Here is a 17,292-nt window from a genome sequence, read left to right as displayed (position 1 = left end):
GCCCCCGCCTCGGGCAGGGTCGAACGGCCGCTTGAAGTATCATAAGGCCCTCCCCGACCGCGATACGCCCCCCGCAACATGTCACGGCCTTCCGGCGCTCCGCCCGCCACCAATGACTCCGCCTCGCCGTCCTGCGTCACGCAGGACTGCCTGCACTGCTCGGTTCGCCACCTGGCGGTGTGCTCGGCGCTGTCGCCCGATGAAGTACAGGCGCTGGAACAGGTCACCGTTTCGCAGCAGGTGACGATGGGTAGCACCTTGGCCCGCACCGGTGAAGAACGCCAGCATGTCTATACATTGACCGGCGGTGCGCTGCGCCTGGTGCGCACACTGGCCGATGGTCGCCGCCAGATCAACGGTTTCGTGCTGCCCGGCGATTACCTGGGCCTGAGCGGCAGCGACCACCACCGCTACGATATCGAAGCCATCGCCGACAGCCGCGTGTGCCGCGTCGCGCTGCCGCAGATGAAGGCGCTGCGCAGCCGCTACCCGCACCTGGAGCGGAAGCTGCTGCAGCGCGCCTGCCAGGAACTGGACGCCGCGCAGGATGCCGCGCTGGCACTGGCACGGCTGCAGCCGGCCGAGAAGCTGGCCGATTTCCTGCTGCGCCTGGCCGCACGCGAAGCCAAGCTCGGTGGCGATGGCCTGCGCGTGTCGCTGCCGATGGGCCGAGGCGACATCGCCGACCATCTGGGCCTGACCATGGAAACGGTCAGCCGCACCTTCACCAAGCTGCGCCAGCAGGAGCTGATCGCCCTGCCCCACCTGAACGTGGTGGAGATCCTCGACGAGGATGGGCTGCGCACGCTGGGCGGTGAAGGGTTGATCTGAGAAAAGCAGCCGAGCATGGCTCGGCTCTACATGAGAGCCGCCGGGCATGGCCCGGCGCTACCTGCCCGCGCTCCTCCGGTAGCGCCGGGCCATGCCCGGCGGCCCTGGATCAGCGCAGCAGCACCTCACGCAACGCCGCATAATCGGCCGCCAATGGCTCGGCGTGCGCCGGTCGCTGCAGCAACGCATCCAGCGCAGGCGGCACCGCCACCGCCTCGCCGATCAACGGCTCGACCACGGCTTCGAACTTGGCCGGATGCGCGGTGGCCACTACCGCCCAGTCCCCCTTGGCACCGCCACTGCGCAGATCCTGCAGCACCTTCACTGCGGTGGCCGTGTGCGGGCAGAACAGCTCGCCATGGCTGGCATGCTCAGCCGCAATCGTCGCGCGGATGGTCACGTCATCTACCGCAAACGCACGGAACGCAGCGCGCAGCTCGGCATCATCTCCGTGGTAAAGCCAGCGCAGACGCTCGAAGTTGCTGGGCGCCCCCACGTCCATCGCGTTGGCAACGGTGGCAACACTGGCCTGCGGCTGATAGTCGTCGCCATTGAAGTAGGCCGGCAGTACGGCATTGGCATTGGTGGCCAGCACGATCTGCCCGACCGGCACGCCCAGCGCGCGCGCCAGCACTGCCGCCATTGCGTTGCCGAGGTTGCCGGTGGGCACCACCAGGTTGAGCCGGCGTCGATGTGCGGCATGATGGGTCAGCGCCGCATGCGCGTAGTAGCTCATCTGCGGCAGCAGTCGGCCCAGGCTGATGCTGTTGGCCGAGCTCAACGGCACCTGCGCCTGCAGTTCGCGGTCAGCCAGCGCCTGCTTGACCAAGGCCTGGCAGTCGTCGAACGAACCGGCCACGCGCAGCGCCCGGATGTTGTCACCGAAGCAACCGAGCTGGTGCGCCTGTCGCGGCGACACGCGGCCGTCGGGATACAGCACCACCACGCGCACGCCCGGCTGGCGGTGGAAGGCCGCTGCAACGGCGGCACCGGTATCGCCGGAGGTGGCAACAACAATCGTCAGGTCACGGTCGCGGCCCGCCTGCAGCCGCGACAGCGTACCGGCCAGGAAGCGCGCGCCGATGTCCTTGAACGCCGCCGTCGGCCCATGGAACAGCTCCAGAACGTGGTCACCATCGCCCAGCGGGCGCAGCGGAACCGGGAAGTCGAAGGCCTCGCGGCAGATCAACGGCAGCGCGCCTTCCAGCGCATCGCCGGCAAAGAACGGTGCCAGCAGATCAGCGGCGGTATCGGCCAGGGTTGCACCGGCCTGCAATTCACGAGGTGCAGGCAGAACCTCAGGCACATACAGCCCGCCATCGGGCGCCAATCCGGCGGCGATCGCCGCGCTGAGGCCAACGGCCGGAGACTGGCCGCGGGTCGAAACAAATTGCATGGGTTCGGTATCCAGTAAAGGGGAAGGATTCAGCACAAGCGGGCTCCCGGCGCGTCCAGCGGCGACACCCAGGCATCGCTGTCGAAGCCGGCCGCTGCAAACGCGGCGCGCACCGGTGCCGCTGCGGCATGGGCCTGGTCGGCATCCTCGAACCAGGCGAACACGCTGGGGCCGGCACCGGAGATGCCTGCGCCCATTGCATGGGCCGACAGCGCCGCATCACGGGCAGCTTCGAAGCCGGCAATCAATCCGGCCCGGCGCGGCTCCACCAGCACGTCACGCAGTCCCGCGCGCACCAGTGCGGCATCGCTGCGATGGCAACCACTGAGCACCAGTGCGAGGTTCGCGCTCTGCACCACGAACTCGCCCAGCGCATAGCTGCCCTGCAGCGCCTGGCGTGCGCGGCGCGTTTCCAGCACCGCGTGCGGATGCACCAGCAGGCTGTGCCAGGTAGCCGGCACTGGAATCGGCAGCAGCCGATCGGCCGTGCACAGCGCAAGACCCCCCAGCAGCAGCGGCCCCACGTTGTCACCGTGGCGACCACCGCTGGCCACCGCCTCGCCATCCAGCGCAAACGGGTACAACGCCTCGCGCGCCAGCGGTGCGTCCAGCAGTGCATTGGCGGCAACCAACGCCGCAACGCTTGACGCCGCCGAACCACCCATGCCGGAGCCGAACGGAATGCCCTTGTCGATCTCGACCGCGAAGCCGAAGTCCAGACCCAGCCCTTCACGCAACGACATGAGTGCGGCCCCTGCGGTATTGCCGGCAGCGTCCAGCGGCAGCTCGACCGCACTGCCACGGATTGCCTCGATCCGCACCACCGGTTCATCGATGCGACGCACGCTCACGGTATCGCCGACACCGGCAATGGCATGGCCGAGAATATCGAAGCCCACCGCCACATTGGCCACCGAGGCCGGTGCGAACGCACGTGCGATCACAGCCGCGCTCCTTCGCCGGCGGCCACCCGCAGCAGGTCGGCGAACACGCCTGCGGCCGTGACTTCCGGGCCGGCACCCGGCCCCTGCACCACCAGCGGGTTGTCGCAGTAACGGCGGGTACGGAACTGCACCACGTTGTCGGTCAGCCGCAGATTGGCGAACGCATGCTCGATGGGCAGTTCCTGCAGGCCGACCGAGGCACCGTCGGCACCCAGCCGCGCCACGTAGCGCAACACCGCACCGCGCTGCCGTGCGTCCTGCAGGCGCTGCAACAGGCTGGCATCGGACTCGCCCAGGCGCGCCATGAAATCGTCCACACCGCCGTCGCGCAGCAACGCTGGCACCAGGCTTTCCACCTCGACCTGTTCCAGGCTGAGCGGATGACCGGCTTCGCGGGCCAGGATCACCAGCTTGCGCGCGACATCGATGCCAGACAGATCGTCACGCGGATCCGGCTCGGTGTAGCCCATCGAACGCGCCTGCGCGACCAGTGCCGAGAATGGCTGGCTGCCGTCGTAACGGTTGAACAGCCAGGCCAGCGTGCCGGAGAAGATGCCTTCGATGGCCAGCACCTCGTCGCCGGTATCCACCAGGTCGCGCAGTGTGGTGATCACCGGCAGCCCGGCACCGACCGTGGCTTCGTAGCGGAAACGCGCACCGCTGGCAGCGGCGGCAGCGCGGATGCGCTGATAGCGCGCCAGCGGACCGGCACCGGCCTGTTTGTTCGGGGTGACCACGTGGATGCCGGCGGCCAGCCAGCCCTCGTAGCGCTCGGCCACCTCGGCACTGCCACTGCAATCGATCACCACCGCGTGCGGCAGGTGGGCGGCCAGCAGGTGCTCGGTGAAGCGGTCCAGGTCACTGGCCTCTCCCGCCTGCTGCAGCGCCTGCCGCCAATCGGCATGCAGGCCATCAGCCTCCAGGCGCATGCGCGAACGCGAGGCCAGCGCGCGCAGGCGCAGATCGACATTGGCCTTGGCCAGCAGCTGCGGGCGCGCCGCCAGCAACTGGTCCAGCAGTGCGGCACCGACGTTGCCCGGCCCGATCACACCCACCGCAAACGTCTGCGGCGACAGCCAGAAGCCGGCATGTGCGGCGCGCAGCGCACGGGTGGCATCGGCACTGTCCACCGCCACCGAGATGTTGCGTTCCGACGAGCCCTGCGCGATCGCCAGGATGTTCACCTGCGCCCGGCCGAGGGCCTCGAACAGGCGCGCGGCGACGCCGGGCTGGCCCGCCATGCCGTCGCCCACCGCCGCCAGCACGCTGACACCGTCGCTGACCTGCACACGCTGCACGTGGCCGACCGAGAGTTCATGCGCGAATGCCTGCAGCAGCGCCTCACGACCGCGAGCGGCTTCGGCCGCACGCACCACGCAGCAGATCGAATGTTCGGACGACCCCTGCGAGATCATCACCACTGAGACCTGCGCCTGGCGCAGTGCCGCAAAAACGCGTTCGGCGGTGCCGGGGACGCCGATCAGGCCGGTACCCTCCAGGTTGAGCAGGGCCAGTCCGGGACTCAGGGTCAGGCCTTTCACGGGCCCGCGCGGCGAGCGCTCGGCACTGATGCGCGTACCCGGATGCGCCGGCTGGAAGGTGTTGCGGATGAAAATCGGCAGGCCGAGTCGGATCGCCGGCGACATCGTCTGCGGGTGCACCACCTTGGCGCCGAAATAGGCCAGTTCGCAGGCTTCGTCGTAGCTCAGCGATTCCAGCTGTACCGCTTCGGGCACCAGCCGCGGGTCCGCCGACAGCACGCCGTCGACGTCGGTCCAGATGTGCAGTTGGTCGGCGTTGAACAGTGCCGCGAAGATCGCGCCGGAGTAGTCGCTGCCATTGCGGCCGAGCGTGGTGATGCGATCGTGGCGGTCACGGGCAACGAAACCGGTGGCGACCAGGCGCGACTGCGGATGCTGCAGGCGCCATCTGGCCAGGCGATCGGCACTGGCTTCCCAGTCGACGTCGACACCCAGCTCGCCGTGCGCGACCACCAGCACGTCGCGCGCATCAAGCACCGCGCAGTCTTCACCCAGCGCGCGCAGGTGGGTACCGAGCAGCTGCGCGGAGAACACTTCGCCCAGGCCCTGCACGCGATCGAGTACCTCGCGCGGCAGTTCGCCGATCACCGCCAGTGCCGCCAGCACGTCGGCCAGCTGATCGAAACGCACGTCAATCCATTCCACGGTCTCGCCCACCTGCTCGCCGAGCAGGGCCACCGCCGCGCCACGATGGCGGGCGCGCAGGGCATGCCAGGCCTCGCGCCAGCCTTCGTCACCCTTTGCCGCCATCTGGGCCAGTTCGATCAGCGCGTCGGTGACGCCCTTCATCGCCGAGACAACGGCGACCTGCAGCGATTCGGGGCGGGCGAGCAGCAGGCCAGCAACATGGCGGTAGCGCTCGGCGTCGGCCACCGAGGTGCCACCGAACTTGTGCACGACAGTGGACGGCGCAGCCAGATCGGACGGAGCAGCGAGATGGGCGGGGGCGTGGGAAGACATGCAGACCTCGGTAGGAGGCCCCGTCGCATGCAGGTGTCGAGTTTCCCCGTCACCTGTATGGTGCGGGGCCGTGGTTTTCGGGAGTTACACGAAGACGACGGGCCGCACCAGGGCAGTGGTGACGGTGGTGGTGGTAATGGTGGTGGTGGCGACCGGCGCAGTTGAACGGCCCGCGGTGGCAGGGGCGATCAGGCTGGCGTGGGCGGCATCAAGAACCATGACGCACAGAAAACACCGGCCGCCGGGGTGCTGTCAAGTGCTGCGATGCAAAAAACCGCTGCAGCGATCATCGGCCATCGTGCCGCCATTTGGTTGCATCTGTGACAAAACCGGCATCAGCGCGCTTGACGACGGCATTCAGCCGGCATGTTCGGCGATCGCCCGTGGTGTGCGGTGGGCGTGCGCACACAGCATCACGCCTGCCACCAGGAACACGATCGCCAGCGCTTCAAGAAGGCTCGGCCAGCGCTGCTGCCAGGCGAATGCGTAGAGCAGCGCGAACAGGGTTTCGAACACGATCATCTGACCGGTCAGGGTCAACGGCAGCAGGCGGCTGGCGCGGTTCCAGAATGCATTGCCAAGGATCGAGGCCACCACCGCCACGCCGGCACTGATCGCCCAGAAACCACCCCATTGCGCTGACGTGTGGCTGCCGGTGTGGCCGATGAACGCCATCGGCACCAGCAGCAGGGCCAGGCCGCCAGTGGTGACGCCGGTCAGCAGTGACCAGTCGTGGCTGGACAGATCGGAACGGCGCGCCAGCCAGCGGCTGTTGCCGATCGAGTACAGCGCCCAGGAGAACAGCGCACCAAACGCGCACAGCAGGCCGATCAGGCGCTGCCGCCAGGGCGTTGCCAGATGCTCGGACATCAGTGCTTCCCAGCCAACCAGCGCCACGCCGAGCACGCACAGCCCCAGTGCCGGCAACAGCTGCTTCAACGGCACCGCGCCCTGCTCGCGCACGCCAACCAGCGTCACAACCACCGGAATCAGGCCGACAATCAACGACGCCGCCGCACCTCCGGCCCACTGCACGGCCGTGGCCAGCAGCAGGAAGTACACCAGGTTGCCGGCCAGGCTCAGCCACAGCAGACCGATCCACTCGGCACGACCCAACCGCGGGGCCAATCGCTTCCAGCGCGGCAGCAGCAGTACCACGGCGATCAAGCCGTAGACCAGGTAGCGGCCGGCTGACAGCTGCAGGGCGTTGAACGACTGCAGCACGGCGGGCGCGAGGAAGACCACGCCCCACAGCGCGCCGGCGGCAACGCCATTGGCGATGCCCAGGGCCATCGGGTTGTTGCGCATTTCGGGTTCTTGGGGGGAGAACAGGCTGCGCAGTGTAAGCGGTGGCCAGCGCGGGCTCTTGACCGAGGCTACTGCCCTCCCGCCCATGTAGAGTCGAGCCATGCTCGACTGCCGTTCGCGAGGTGGTCGGTGCAAAAGCAGCCGAGCATGGGCTCGGCTCTACAGGTCAGATGGCGCTCCTGCGCCAGGCGGCCGGGGTCTGCCCACACTCACGCCGCAGCGCGCGGGTCAGTGCGCTCTGCTCGGAATAGCCTGCGGCCAGCGCGATGTCACTGATCGGCGCCGTACTGGTGCGCAGCTGGTGCTTGGCCCAGCGCAACCGGCCTGCACTGAGCCAAGCCTGCGGGCTGAGCCCGAACTCACGCTGGAACAGCGCGTGCAACCGGCTCTCGCTGACCCCGACGGACGCGGCCATGCGCGCCACCGGCCATGCTTGGCCCGGATCGGCCTGCACCGCCGCGCACAGCCCCTGCATGCGCGCACCACTGCCCGCAGGTGCGAACACCTGCAGCAGCTGCGGCAACAGGGCCGGCATCGGCTGCCCGTCCTGCACACCCGCCAGGCGTTGTCGCAGCGCAAGCGGCAGGTGCAGCCAGCGCTGCCGGCACAGATGCTCCTGCGTGCCGTCGTCGAGCACGCCCGGGGGGCAATCGACGATCACGAAACCGTTCGGGCCATCGGCCATCTGATCATGCGCTTCACCAGCAGCCACGAAAGCGCCCTGCAGCAGGTCCAGGCGACCGCCGCGGCCTTCCATCTCGAACTGCAGTTCACCCTGCAGTGGCAGCACCCATTGCGCATAGTCATGACGGTCCAGGCCGGTGGCCTGTCCGTAGTGCCGCAGATGGAAGATCGCGCCCATCCGGGCAGTGTGCGCGTGTAACAACGGCCGTGCAAACCGCTGCTATAGTCAATCCGTCATCCAACGCAGGGAGTGCAGGCCATGACCCATCGGCGCGTTTTCGTGGTGCTGGCCGCAAGTCTCGGCCTGGCAGTCGCCAGCTCTGCATCGGCACAGGAACGCACCCCGCCCGCTCCGCACTGCATGGATGCGGTCGGCGTGCAGGAAGTGGAGCAGGCATCGCCGCGTTCGATCGCATTGCGCGCCGCCTCCGGCCAGGCCTATCGCATCGATTTCAGCGAAGACTGCCCCGGTGTCCGCGGTGCCACCACGCTGAAACTGGAAGCGCCGGCTGGCTGGGCCTGCGGTCGTCCCAGCGAACGCGTCGTGGTCGATGGCCGCAGCTGCGCTGTCAGCGCGGTTACCCCGGTGCAGGATCGCGACTACGCCAGCGTCGCCCGCAACAGTGACCGCCTGCGCACAGCCACGCTGCCCACCCTGACCATCAGCGAACGCAAGGACGTCCGCCGCAGCTTCGGCGGGTCACCGTCCTACTGCTTCGCCACCCGCAATGTCCGTGCCTGGTCGTCCGACCCGCAGGGCATGCTGGTGGAGACCAATCCGCTTCGCAATGGCGGCCATCGCTACTACCGCGTCGAACTCGGCGGCCACTGCCGTCAGCTCGACCGCGCGCCGCAGCTCAGCTTCCGCTCCGGCATGCAGAACGGGCTGATCTGCGGCAATCCCGGCGATCGCATCCTCACCGCCGATTTCGAGAACGGCGACCTGCGCAACGATGCCCTGGCGCCGCTGCCGCAGTACACCCGCGGCAGCTGCACGATCCAGGCGGTCTATCCGGCCTCCAGCCAGGCGTCGAACTAACCGTCGACGCCAAGGAAGGTGAACGGTGCGCTGGGCACGAACTGGCCCAGTGCATCGCCGGCAAAGGTATTGCGCTGGTCCTTGCCAAGGTCGAGCTTGAGCACCTGGCCGCCGAAATCGACCTTGTTCAGATCCACCCAGAACGTGTTCGGGGTCAACGCCGATTCGAAGAAGTACAGCCGGCGCTTGTGGTCGGCCACGGTGCGCCAGCGCGTGGACGAGATGTTCGGCTCACCCGGGGTGGTGATGCCATACGGCACCGACGCGTTGCGGATCACGCTGAACACACTGGCCAGCGCCTCCACCGGGTCTTCGGCCTTGGGAATGGCATTGATGTAGAACGAAGCCCGCGCAAAGCGGTCGGACGAGCGGTTGGTGCCCGGCAGCATCACCGTGCCACCGATCTGCTGCCAGTAGCTGTTGAGTGCCAGCTGCTGCTCGAAGATCGGCGAGTTGGTCATCACCTGGTAGCGACGATCGTGATGGATCACCTGGCGGCCACCGATGTACTCGACGATGGCGCTGTCGCCACTCGCGTCGGACAGTGACAGGTGCAACGTCGCCTGGCGGTCTTCGCCGGGAACCTTGTCGGTGACGATCGAGTACGGCTCGCGCTTCAGCGCCGCCACCGCCTCTTCCACCGTTGCGAAATTATCGAGTACGTACTGCGCCCACAGCGAGATGGACAAGCCGGGCTTGTTGCCGCGCTGTTGCGGGTATTCCGACTCCACCAGCCACAGCAGGTTGGCGACCAGGCCCTTCTCATTCATGCCATCGGTGGTCGACACGTCGTAGCCGGTGGCCACCACGCTGCCGTAGCGCGCGGTCCACGCCAGCGACTTCGGGCCGGCCTGGCCGGTGCGCGCAATGCCACGCGGCAGGACGTAGAGATTGGTCGCGACATCGACCTTCCAGTCCATCGAACGCGCGGTGATCACATCACCGTTGTCGCCCAGGTACACCGCACGCGTGCAGGCCAGTGCCGGTGTGATCGCGGATGCCAGCGCCATGGCCAGCATTGCCTTTCCCTTCCACTTCATCCCTGCCATATCACTACACTCCTTTCCCCGTGGTCCATGGATCTGACCCGATCCATGGTGACACAGGGGTGAAGCCTCAGCGCACGAAGCGATCGTGCAGCCAGAAGCCCGCCACCATGGCAGGCACGAACCACAGCGCTTCACGCGATGCGACGGCCAGCCCGGCGATGGCCGGCCCGGGGCAGTAACCAGCCCATCCCCAGCCGATACCGAACAGCGCGGCGCCCAGCAGCAGGCGCGCATCGACATCACCTGCGGTGGGCAGCTGGAAGCGGGCCGCATACCCGGGACGCGCGCGTCGCAGCACCCAGCGCTGCCCGACCGCACTGACCAGCAGCGCCGAGGCCAGCACCCACATCAACGTCGGATCAAAATCACCGGCGACATCGAGGAAGCCGAGCACGCGACGCGCGTCAGTCATCCCGGAAAGCGCCAGCCCAGCGCCAAACAGCGCACCCGACACAGCGGCGGCCCATACCGCGCGACTCATGCCAGGCCTCCGCCGTGCCGGATCAGGAACGTGGTCAGCATCGCGCAGGCCATGAACACCAGTACTGCCAGCAGTGAGCGCTTCGAGCCGCGGGCCATGCCACAGACGCCATGACCACTGGTACAACCACTGCCCAGGCGCGTGCCGAAGCCCACCAGCAGGCCGGCGCAGATCAACTGCCAGGCCGGCAAGGCATCGCGCAACAGCACGCGTGGCGAGGCCTCGGGCAACGCCTGCCACCACAGCACCAGCCCCGCTGCTGTGAGCAGGCCCAGCAGGAATGCCCAGCGCCAGCCGCGCTCGCCTTCTGCTGCGCGCAGGCTGCCCGCGGCGATCCCACTGATACCCGCCACGCGCCCGACAGTGGCGAGCAGCAACACCGCGGCGGCGCCGATCAGCGCTCCGCCAGCCACCGCGGTCCATGGCAGGTTCATGCCCTGCCCTCTTTCACGCCGCTCATGGGATTGCCCTTTGATTTAGATTTATCTAAATTAGACACTTCTAAACAAAAAGGTCAACCATGGCCCGCACCCCGCTCGACAGCGCCGCCATGGCCGAACACGCCGCCGAGGCTGCAACGCTGCTTAAGAGCCTGGCCCATCCTGCGCGGCTGCGCGTGCTGTGCCGACTGGTGGAAGGCGAAGCGCCGGTGCCGGAACTACAGGCGCTGACCGGGCTCAGTGCATCGGCGCTGTCGCAGCATCTGGCGGTGCTGCGCGAACTGGATATCGTGGCGACCCGCCGCCAGGCGCAGGCCATCCACTACCGCGTGGTCGATGGCCCGGCGCTGGGTGTACTGAAGGCGTTGCATGCCGCCTACTGTGGTGGCGATCCACGCTGAGCCTGTGGTTCGGGGTCAGCCGACGTGAAGGACCGGCTGCACCACCCTGTCGAGCAGGTCCACCGGCGTCGGCGCGGAACGATCGCCCTGCAGTGCGCGGGTAAAGCCGGACCAGTCACTGGCAGACAGCTGACGCAACAGCGCCGCATCCACCGGCAGCGCGCGCATCGACCAGTACGGGAACTGGCGCTGGCCCAGCCGGCCGCGCGCCAGCTCGACGATGTCGATATGGCTGCCAGCCTGCAGGATGCGCTCATACACCGAATCGATGCCGTCCGGTGGTCCCTCGATGTACTGCAGGAAACGGTCACCGTCATGCAGCAGCACGCCGGTCACCCCGGCCAGCTTGTTGAAGCGTGCCGCATCCTCGACCAATACATGCAGGCGTTCGGCGGAAAGATCCGGCAGCACCTTGCTGACGTAGGCGATGGCACGCAATGGCATGGAGCTTCCTTGGCAACGTGAGTCGCCACGGTAGCAGTTGCGGACGAGCCCGTCTCAGTATCCGGAAACGTTTGCTGAAGAATTCAGCTTGCGGTCGCCACCGCCCCGTCACTGCGCCTTGGCAACAACGCCTCGAACACCACCTGCCCTGCTTCGTTGCGGGCACCGATACGGCCGCCATGCGCCCGCACGAACTGATCGACGATGTACAGGCCGAGACCAAGTCCATTGCTCTGGTGGAAGCTGGCCTTGAACGGTTCGAACAGGCGCGGCAGCAGCGCCGCATCTATCTCACCGGCATTGCGCACCCGCAGCAGCACGTTGCGCGGGTCACGGCCATCCACCTCGACCTGTGCCTCGTTGCCATGCGTCAGTGCATTGCCGATCAGGTTTGCTGCAACCTGTCCCAGTCGATCCAGGTCGCCCTGAAGCTGCGTGTCGCCGTGTGTATCCAGTCGGATCCGGCCTGCACCATGCGCACTGCCCACCTCCGCCACCACCGCGCGGGTGACCTCGGCCAGATCGCAGGTACTGGCCTGCAGGCGCAGGCCGCCGCTGCGGATCCGCGAGAAGTCCAGCAGCTGCTCCACCATCCGCGCCATGCGCAGGGTGCTGGCCTCCAGATACTGCAGCGTCTGCTGCGCACCCGCGTTGCCTTGCGGAAGGTCCAGCGCCAGCTTGTCGGCGCACAGCAGGATTGCCGACAACGGCGTACGCAGGTCGTGGGTCAGTACCGCAGCCATCGTCTCGTTGAGCTTGAGCGCGCGCTCCAGCGCCTCGTTGCGCGCCTTCAGCAACTGGCGTTGCTGGTACAGCTCGATGAAGACGTTGACCTTGCTCAGGATCACCTGCGGCGCCACCGGCTTGTGCAGGAAATCCACCGCGCCGGTTTCGTAGCCCTTGAACGCGCGCACCGGATCATCCGGCGAGGCGGTCAGGAATATGATCGGTACCTTGCGGCTGCGATGCGAACCGCGCATCAGCTCGGCCAGGGTGAAGCCATCGATCTCCGGCATGTGCACGTCCAGCAGGGCCAGCGCGACCTCATTCTCCAGCAGCAGCTCCAGCGCCTGCGCGCCGGAACCGGCCAGCAGCAGATTCACGCCCTCGCGTTGCAGCAGCGCCTGCATGGCCACCAGGTTCTGCGGCACGTCATCGACGATCAGCAGGTTGACCGGGGACTGCGACTGCGCAGGGTCCGGTGGCAGCAGGTTCATGCAAACAACTCCTTCAGGCGACGACACATCAGTTCAAGGGGCAGCACGGCATCGGCGCCAGCGTGCTGCAGGGCGGAGGCCGGCATCATCGACGCCTCGGCTTCTTCGGGACATTGCAGCCAGGCACGGCCGCCAGCGGCGCGTACAGCGGCTACGCCTTCGCTGCCGTCACTGCTCGCACCGGTCAGCAGCAGCGCCAGCACCTGCGGACCAAACACCGCAGCGGCCGATTCAAACAGCGGGTCGATGGCCGGGCGCGAGAACAGCACTGGCGCATCCACCGACAACGCCACCGCGCCGGCGTCCTCCACCAGCAGGTGGTAGTCCGGCGGGGCGAACGTCACCGTGCCGGGCTGCAGCGGCTGCTTGTCTTCCGCCTCGCGCACCGGCAGCGCGCAGTAGGGCGCCAGCACTTCGGCAATGCGGCTGGTACGGTCTCGCGGCAGGTGCAGCACGGCCAGCACCGGCGCCGGCAACCGGGCCGGAAGTGCGCCGAGTACCGCCTGCAGCGCGGCAACACCTCCCGCGGAGGCGCCGACCACCAGCACCGCAGGGCGAGCCTGCACCGCCATCAGGCAACCTTCCGGTACAGGCGATGCTCGCGCGAACAGACCGCGAAGGCATCGTGGTGGCGCCCGAACTGCAGCGACTCCTTGCTACCCAGGCCGAGGAATCCGCGGTGCACCAGCGCCTCCCGGAACAGGCCCACGGCCCGGTCCTGGAGATCACGGTTGAAATAGATCAATACGTTGCGGCACGACACCAGGTGCACTTCGGAGAACACGGTATCGGTGGCCAGGCTGTGGTCGGCGAACACCACGTTGCGGCGCAGCTGACGGTCGAACACCGCGCCATCGTAGGCCGTGGCGTAGTAGTCGGACAGCGACGCGGCGCCACCGGCGGCCAGGTAGTTGCGGCTGAACTGGGCCATCCGGTCGATGCCATAGGCACCCGCCTCGGCGGTGGCCAACGCGGCCGGATTGATGTCGGTGGCATAGACGATGCTGCGATCAAGCAGGCCTTCCTCATGCAGCAGGATCGCCAGTGACCACACTTCCTCGCCGGTGCTGCAACCGGCCACCCACAGTTTCACCGACGGATAGGTGCGCAGCACCGGCACCACCTGTTCGCGCAGCTCACGGAAATAGGCGGGGTCACGGAACATCTCCGAGACCTGCACGGTGAAAAACTGCATGGCCTGGGCGAACAGCTCCGGCTCATGCAGCAGGCGATGCTGCAGGTCCGCCAGTCGCTCGCACTCGTAACGCTGCATGGCCTGGCGGATGCGCCGGCGCAGCGACGACACCGCATAGCTGCGGAAGTCGTAGTGGTAGCGCTGGTACAACGCCTCCAGCAACACCTTCAGTTCCAGATCGAACAGCGCCTGCTCGTTCATTGCCGCGAGCACCAGACCCGGCACAGCGAGACCAGCTTGTCGACATCGATCGGCTTGGCGATGTAGTCATTGGCACCGGCCTGCAGGCAACGTTCGCGGTCGTCCGGCATGGCCTTGGCGGTCAGCGCGATGATCGGCAGGTCCTGCAGGTGACGTTGCGCGCGGATCTCGCGCATCGCCGCCAGGCCGTCCTTCTCCGGCATCATGATGTCCATCAGCACCAGGTCGACCTCACGCTCGGCCAGGCGATCAACCGCTTCCTGGCCGTTGCGCGCGATCTCCAACGTCACGCCCAGCGGCTCGAGCACGCTGGACAGCGCGAAGATGTTGCGCACGTCGTCCTCGGCCAGCAGCACGGTACGGCCGTCGAGCACGGTGTCGCGGCGGCGCGCTTCGCGCAGCAGGCGCTGCTGGTCGCTGGGCAGGCTGGCCTCGACGCTGTGCAGGAACAGGGTCACCTCGTCCAGCAATCGCTCCGGGGAGCGCGCGCCCTTGATGATGATGCTCTTCGAGTAGCGTCGCAGACGCTGCTCTTCCTCGCGGCTGAGCGCACGGCCGGTGTAGACGATCACCGGCGGGAAGCCTACGTCATCGTTGCTGGCCATATGCTCGAGCAGGTCGTAACCGCTGCCATCCGGCAACGACAGGTCCATCACCATGCAATCGAAGGTAACCGTGCTGAGCTGTTCCAGCGCGCCGGCCAGGGTACCGACGGCGACAATCTGTAGTTGCTCGCGGCCCAGCAGCAGCTCCAGGTTACGGCGCAGCTCGCTGTCGTCCTCGACGATCAGCAGGCGCCGCACATCGCGCCGGCTGGTCTGTTCCAGCTGCTCGATGGCCGCTGCCAGTCGCTCACGTGTGGTCGGCTTGATCGCGAAGCCGATCGCGCCCAACTCGCGCGCGACCTGGCTGCGATCCATCGCCGAAACCACATGCACCGGGATGTGGCGCGTGTCCGGATTGCGCTTCAGCCGCTCCAGCACGCTCAGACCGGAAACGTCGGGCAGGCCGATATCGAGCAGGATGCCGTTCGGACGCAGCTCGGCGGCCAGCGCCAGGGCCTCTTCGGCCGTACTGGCTACCACGCAGTCGAAGTCCAGCTCATGGGCCAGTGACACAAGCGCCTCGGCGAAGGTGGTGTCATCCTCCACTGCGAGGATCAGCCGACCGGCGCGCTGGCGCCGGCCCCGGTCATCCGCCACGCTCGCAACTGCCATCGACACAGCAGCGGGGGGCACAGCCGCAGGCGCAGCCACAACACGAGCGGGCGCCGGTGCTGCCACTGGCAACGGAACAGCTTCCGTCGCCATCGCCGGGAGAGCTTCGGACGCCGGCGCACCCTGCAGCGGCAGCTCAAGGATGAAGCAGCTGCCGCGTCCCGGCTCGCTGTCAACCTGGATGCTGCCGCCCATGCGCTCGGCCAGGTCGCGCGAGATCGACAAGCCCAGGCCGGTGCCGCCGTAGCGGCGACGCGTGCTGCCATCGGCCTGGCGGAACGCCTCGAAGATGACCGGCAGCTGCTCGCGGGCAATGCCGATGCCGGTATCGCAGACATCGAAACGCACGCGCCCATTGCCGCCAGCGCGCACGTGCAGGCTGACCTTGCCGTGCTCGGTGAACTTCAGGGCATTGGCCAGCAAGTTCTTCAGGATCTGCTGCAGGCGCTGGTTGTCGGCCACCAGTTGGGTCGGTGCCAGCGCATCGGCCTCGATCTCCAGCGCCAGGCCCTTCTGTCGTGCCATCGGCTCGAAGGTCTCGCGCAGGCGTTGCAGCACACTGTCGACCACGACCACTTCATCGGCCAGCTCGACATGACCGGCCTCGATGCGCGACAGATCGAGGATGTCGTTGATCAGCGCCAGCAGGTCATTATTGGACGACAGGATCGCGCGGGCATACTTCACCTGCTCCTCGGTCAGCGTGCCGTCCTTGTTGTCAGCCAGCAGCTTGGCCAGGATCAGCGAGCTGTTCAGTGGCGTGCGCAGCTCGTGCGACATGTTGGCGAGGAACTCGGACTTGTAACGCGAGGTGGCAGCCAGCTCATTGCTGTTGCGGACCAACTGCCCCTGCGCAACCAGTAGCGCCTGCTTCTGCGCCTCCAGTTCATGGGTACGCTCTTCCAGCTGGACATTGCTCTGCTCCAGCTCGGCTTGCTGCTCTTCCAGATGGCTCTGCGACTGCAACAGGCTGCGGCTCTGCTCTTCCAGCTCCTCGTTGGCCACGCGCAGCTCTTCCTGCTGGGCCTGCAGTTCTTCGCCCTGACGCTGCGATTCTTCCAGCAGGACCACCAGCTGCGCCCTCAGCAATGACGCGCGCAGGGCCATGCCGATGGTCTCCGCGCAGCGCGCCAGCAGTTCGTCGTCCAGGCCCTGCTGGTCACCGATGCGCGCCCGGCCCAGCTCGATGACACCCACCACGCTGCCATCGCTGTTGATCGGCGCCAGGATGCGTTCGCGCACCGGCAACCGGCCCAGGCTGGTCTGCAGTTCGAGCACAGCTGCCTCGTCGCCGTGCAGGTGACGGATGCGCTCATCACGCGCGACCTGCCCGGCCAGCCCTTCCTGCAACGACAACGAGGCGGGTGTGCCGGATGGCAGCGCCATGCCACCGGTGAGCTGCAGCCGTCCGCCCTCCAGCCGATAGACCGCCCCTACGTCGGCGCGCAGCTGCTCCGCCAGGCGGGTCACCGCCGCGTCGGCGATCTGCTCCGGGCCCAGGTCGCCGCGCAGGCTCATCGCCACTGCATTCTCGGCTTCCTGCAGCCACAACGCCCGCATCGCCTGGCGCCGGGCCTGGATCGCTCGGGAAACAATCAGCGCGATCATCAGGAATGCGCCGCCGCCGATGCTGCGATTGACAAACGAGAATGCCGAGTTCGAGCTGGCCGGTGCAACGTTATAGCCGACAATCAACAGAATGCAGGCGAGCACCGCCACGATGAATGGAGCCCGCGCACTGCGCTGGAACACCGTCACGCCCACGGCAAGGAAGTAAGCCAGCCATACCGCGTAGCCCAGCGGCACCACCAGCTCCAGTGCAATGGTCGCGCCCAGCAGCACAGCAGAGGTCATCCAGATCCAGCGGTCACGCGTGGTCGCACCAGGACGCATGCAGGTCGGTTCCAGGAGGCAAAAAGGTGGGTGATGGTACTCCGTGTCGCA

16 protein-coding genes are annotated in these 17,292 nt (G+C 67.3%); 3 read left to right on the top strand and 13 right to left on the bottom strand.

Going from position 1 to position 17,292, the window contains the following annotated elements:
* Window positions 1-78: 78 nt before the first annotated feature.
* The gene (locus tag AC0Z6F_RS04240; protein ID WP_485616627.1) at window positions 79-831 is read left to right on the top strand and encodes a Crp/Fnr family transcriptional regulator; all 753 of its coding nucleotides are present in this window, start codon (window positions 79-81) and stop codon (window positions 829-831) included.
* Window positions 832-940: 109 nt separating this feature from the next.
* On the opposite strand, the gene thrC is transcribed toward AC0Z6F_RS04240, so the two are convergent.
* The 5 genes from thrC to AC0Z6F_RS04215 all read right to left on the bottom strand — a co-directional run bounded on the left by thrC (window position 941) and on the right by AC0Z6F_RS04215 (window position 7,842).
* Window positions 941-2,227 carry a threonine synthase gene (gene thrC / locus AC0Z6F_RS04235; RefSeq protein ID WP_485616628.1) on the bottom strand — a complete coding sequence of 429 codons (1,287 nt, stop codon included), beginning with the start codon at window positions 2,225-2,227 and terminating at the stop codon, window positions 941-943.
* Window positions 2,228-2,256: 29 nt separating this feature from the next.
* Window positions 2,257-3,171 carry a homoserine kinase gene (locus tag AC0Z6F_RS04230; RefSeq protein ID WP_485616629.1) on the bottom strand — a complete coding sequence of 305 codons (915 nt, stop codon included), beginning with the start codon at window positions 3,169-3,171 and terminating at the stop codon, window positions 2,257-2,259.
* Window positions 3,168-5,672 carry a bifunctional aspartate kinase/homoserine dehydrogenase I gene (thrA, locus tag AC0Z6F_RS04225; protein ID WP_485616631.1) on the bottom strand — a complete coding sequence of 835 codons (2,505 nt, stop codon included), beginning with the start codon at window positions 5,670-5,672 and terminating at the stop codon, window positions 3,168-3,170. Before thrA ends, AC0Z6F_RS04230 begins: the two co-directional genes overlap by 4 nt.
* A 357-nt stretch (window positions 5,673-6,029) precedes the next feature.
* Window positions 6,030-6,980: a DMT family transporter gene (locus AC0Z6F_RS04220; protein WP_153675478.1), complete on the bottom strand. Its 951-nt coding sequence runs from the start codon at window positions 6,978-6,980 to the stop codon at window positions 6,030-6,032.
* A gap of 166 nt (window positions 6,981-7,146) precedes the next feature.
* The gene (locus tag AC0Z6F_RS04215; protein ID WP_065723082.1) at window positions 7,147-7,842 is read right to left on the bottom strand and encodes a helix-turn-helix domain-containing protein; all 696 of its coding nucleotides are present in this window, start codon (window positions 7,840-7,842) and stop codon (window positions 7,147-7,149) included.
* A gap of 81 nt (window positions 7,843-7,923) precedes the next feature.
* Between AC0Z6F_RS04215 and AC0Z6F_RS04210 the strand changes: the two genes are divergently transcribed.
* Window positions 7,924-8,703, top strand: a complete 780-nt coding sequence (locus tag AC0Z6F_RS04210; protein ID WP_485616633.1) for a DUF6491 family protein — start codon at window positions 7,924-7,926, stop codon at window positions 8,701-8,703.
* Here AC0Z6F_RS04210 and AC0Z6F_RS04205 read toward each other — a convergent pair.
* From AC0Z6F_RS04205 to AC0Z6F_RS04195, 3 genes are all read right to left on the bottom strand, one after another.
* A complete protein-coding gene (locus AC0Z6F_RS04205; protein WP_153675474.1) occupies window positions 8,700-9,752 on the bottom strand; it encodes a linear amide C-N hydrolase in 1,053 nt (350 codons plus the stop codon). The two genes, AC0Z6F_RS04210 and AC0Z6F_RS04205, sit on opposite strands and share 4 nt — an antisense overlap.
* A gap of 67 nt (window positions 9,753-9,819) precedes the next feature.
* Window positions 9,820-10,233 (bottom strand): DUF6691 family protein, encoded by a 414-nt coding sequence (locus AC0Z6F_RS04200; RefSeq protein ID WP_485616635.1) that lies wholly within the window; start codon window positions 10,231-10,233, stop codon window positions 9,820-9,822.
* Entirely contained in the window at window positions 10,230-10,667 is a 438-nt protein-coding gene (locus AC0Z6F_RS04195) for a YeeE/YedE family protein (protein ID WP_012510873.1), read from the bottom strand. The genes AC0Z6F_RS04200 and AC0Z6F_RS04195 overlap by 4 nt, the downstream gene beginning before the upstream one ends.
* Window positions 10,668-10,753: 86 nt before the next feature.
* Here AC0Z6F_RS04195 and AC0Z6F_RS04190 point away from each other — a divergent pair, with 86 nt between their 5' ends.
* Entirely contained in the window at window positions 10,754-11,074 is a 321-nt protein-coding gene (locus tag AC0Z6F_RS04190; RefSeq protein WP_012510872.1) for an ArsR/SmtB family transcription factor, read from the top strand.
* A gap of 15 nt (window positions 11,075-11,089) precedes the next feature.
* On the opposite strand, the gene AC0Z6F_RS04185 is transcribed toward AC0Z6F_RS04190, so the two are convergent.
* The 5 genes from AC0Z6F_RS04185 to AC0Z6F_RS04165 all read right to left on the bottom strand — a co-directional run bounded on the left by AC0Z6F_RS04185 (window position 11,090) and on the right by AC0Z6F_RS04165 (window position 17,241).
* The gene (locus AC0Z6F_RS04185; protein WP_012510871.1) at window positions 11,090-11,518 is read right to left on the bottom strand and encodes a BLUF domain-containing protein; all 429 of its coding nucleotides are present in this window, start codon (window positions 11,516-11,518) and stop codon (window positions 11,090-11,092) included.
* Between the two features lie 83 nt (window positions 11,519-11,601).
* Window positions 11,602-12,735, bottom strand: a complete 1,134-nt coding sequence (locus tag AC0Z6F_RS04180; RefSeq protein WP_485616637.1) for a hybrid sensor histidine kinase/response regulator — start codon at window positions 12,733-12,735, stop codon at window positions 11,602-11,604.
* Window positions 12,732-13,307 (bottom strand): chemotaxis protein CheB, encoded by a 576-nt coding sequence (locus AC0Z6F_RS04175; protein WP_100468305.1) that lies wholly within the window; start codon window positions 13,305-13,307, stop codon window positions 12,732-12,734. Before AC0Z6F_RS04175 ends, AC0Z6F_RS04180 begins: the two co-directional genes overlap by 4 nt.
* Window positions 13,307-14,131: a CheR family methyltransferase gene (locus tag AC0Z6F_RS04170; RefSeq protein WP_065723074.1), complete on the bottom strand. Its 825-nt coding sequence runs from the start codon at window positions 14,129-14,131 to the stop codon at window positions 13,307-13,309. The genes AC0Z6F_RS04175 and AC0Z6F_RS04170 overlap by 1 nt, the downstream gene beginning before the upstream one ends.
* Complete coding sequence (locus AC0Z6F_RS04165) at window positions 14,128-17,241, bottom strand: response regulator (protein ID WP_485616638.1); 3,114 nt, start codon at window positions 17,239-17,241, stop codon at window positions 14,128-14,130. The genes AC0Z6F_RS04170 and AC0Z6F_RS04165 overlap by 4 nt, the downstream gene beginning before the upstream one ends.
* Between the last annotated feature and the right edge of the window lie 51 nt (window positions 17,242-17,292).

It is taken from the genome of Stenotrophomonas sp. 1L-E-5-B-C3, from assembly GCF_057292075.1.
This window is presented reverse-complemented; position numbering and strand designations above follow the sequence as displayed.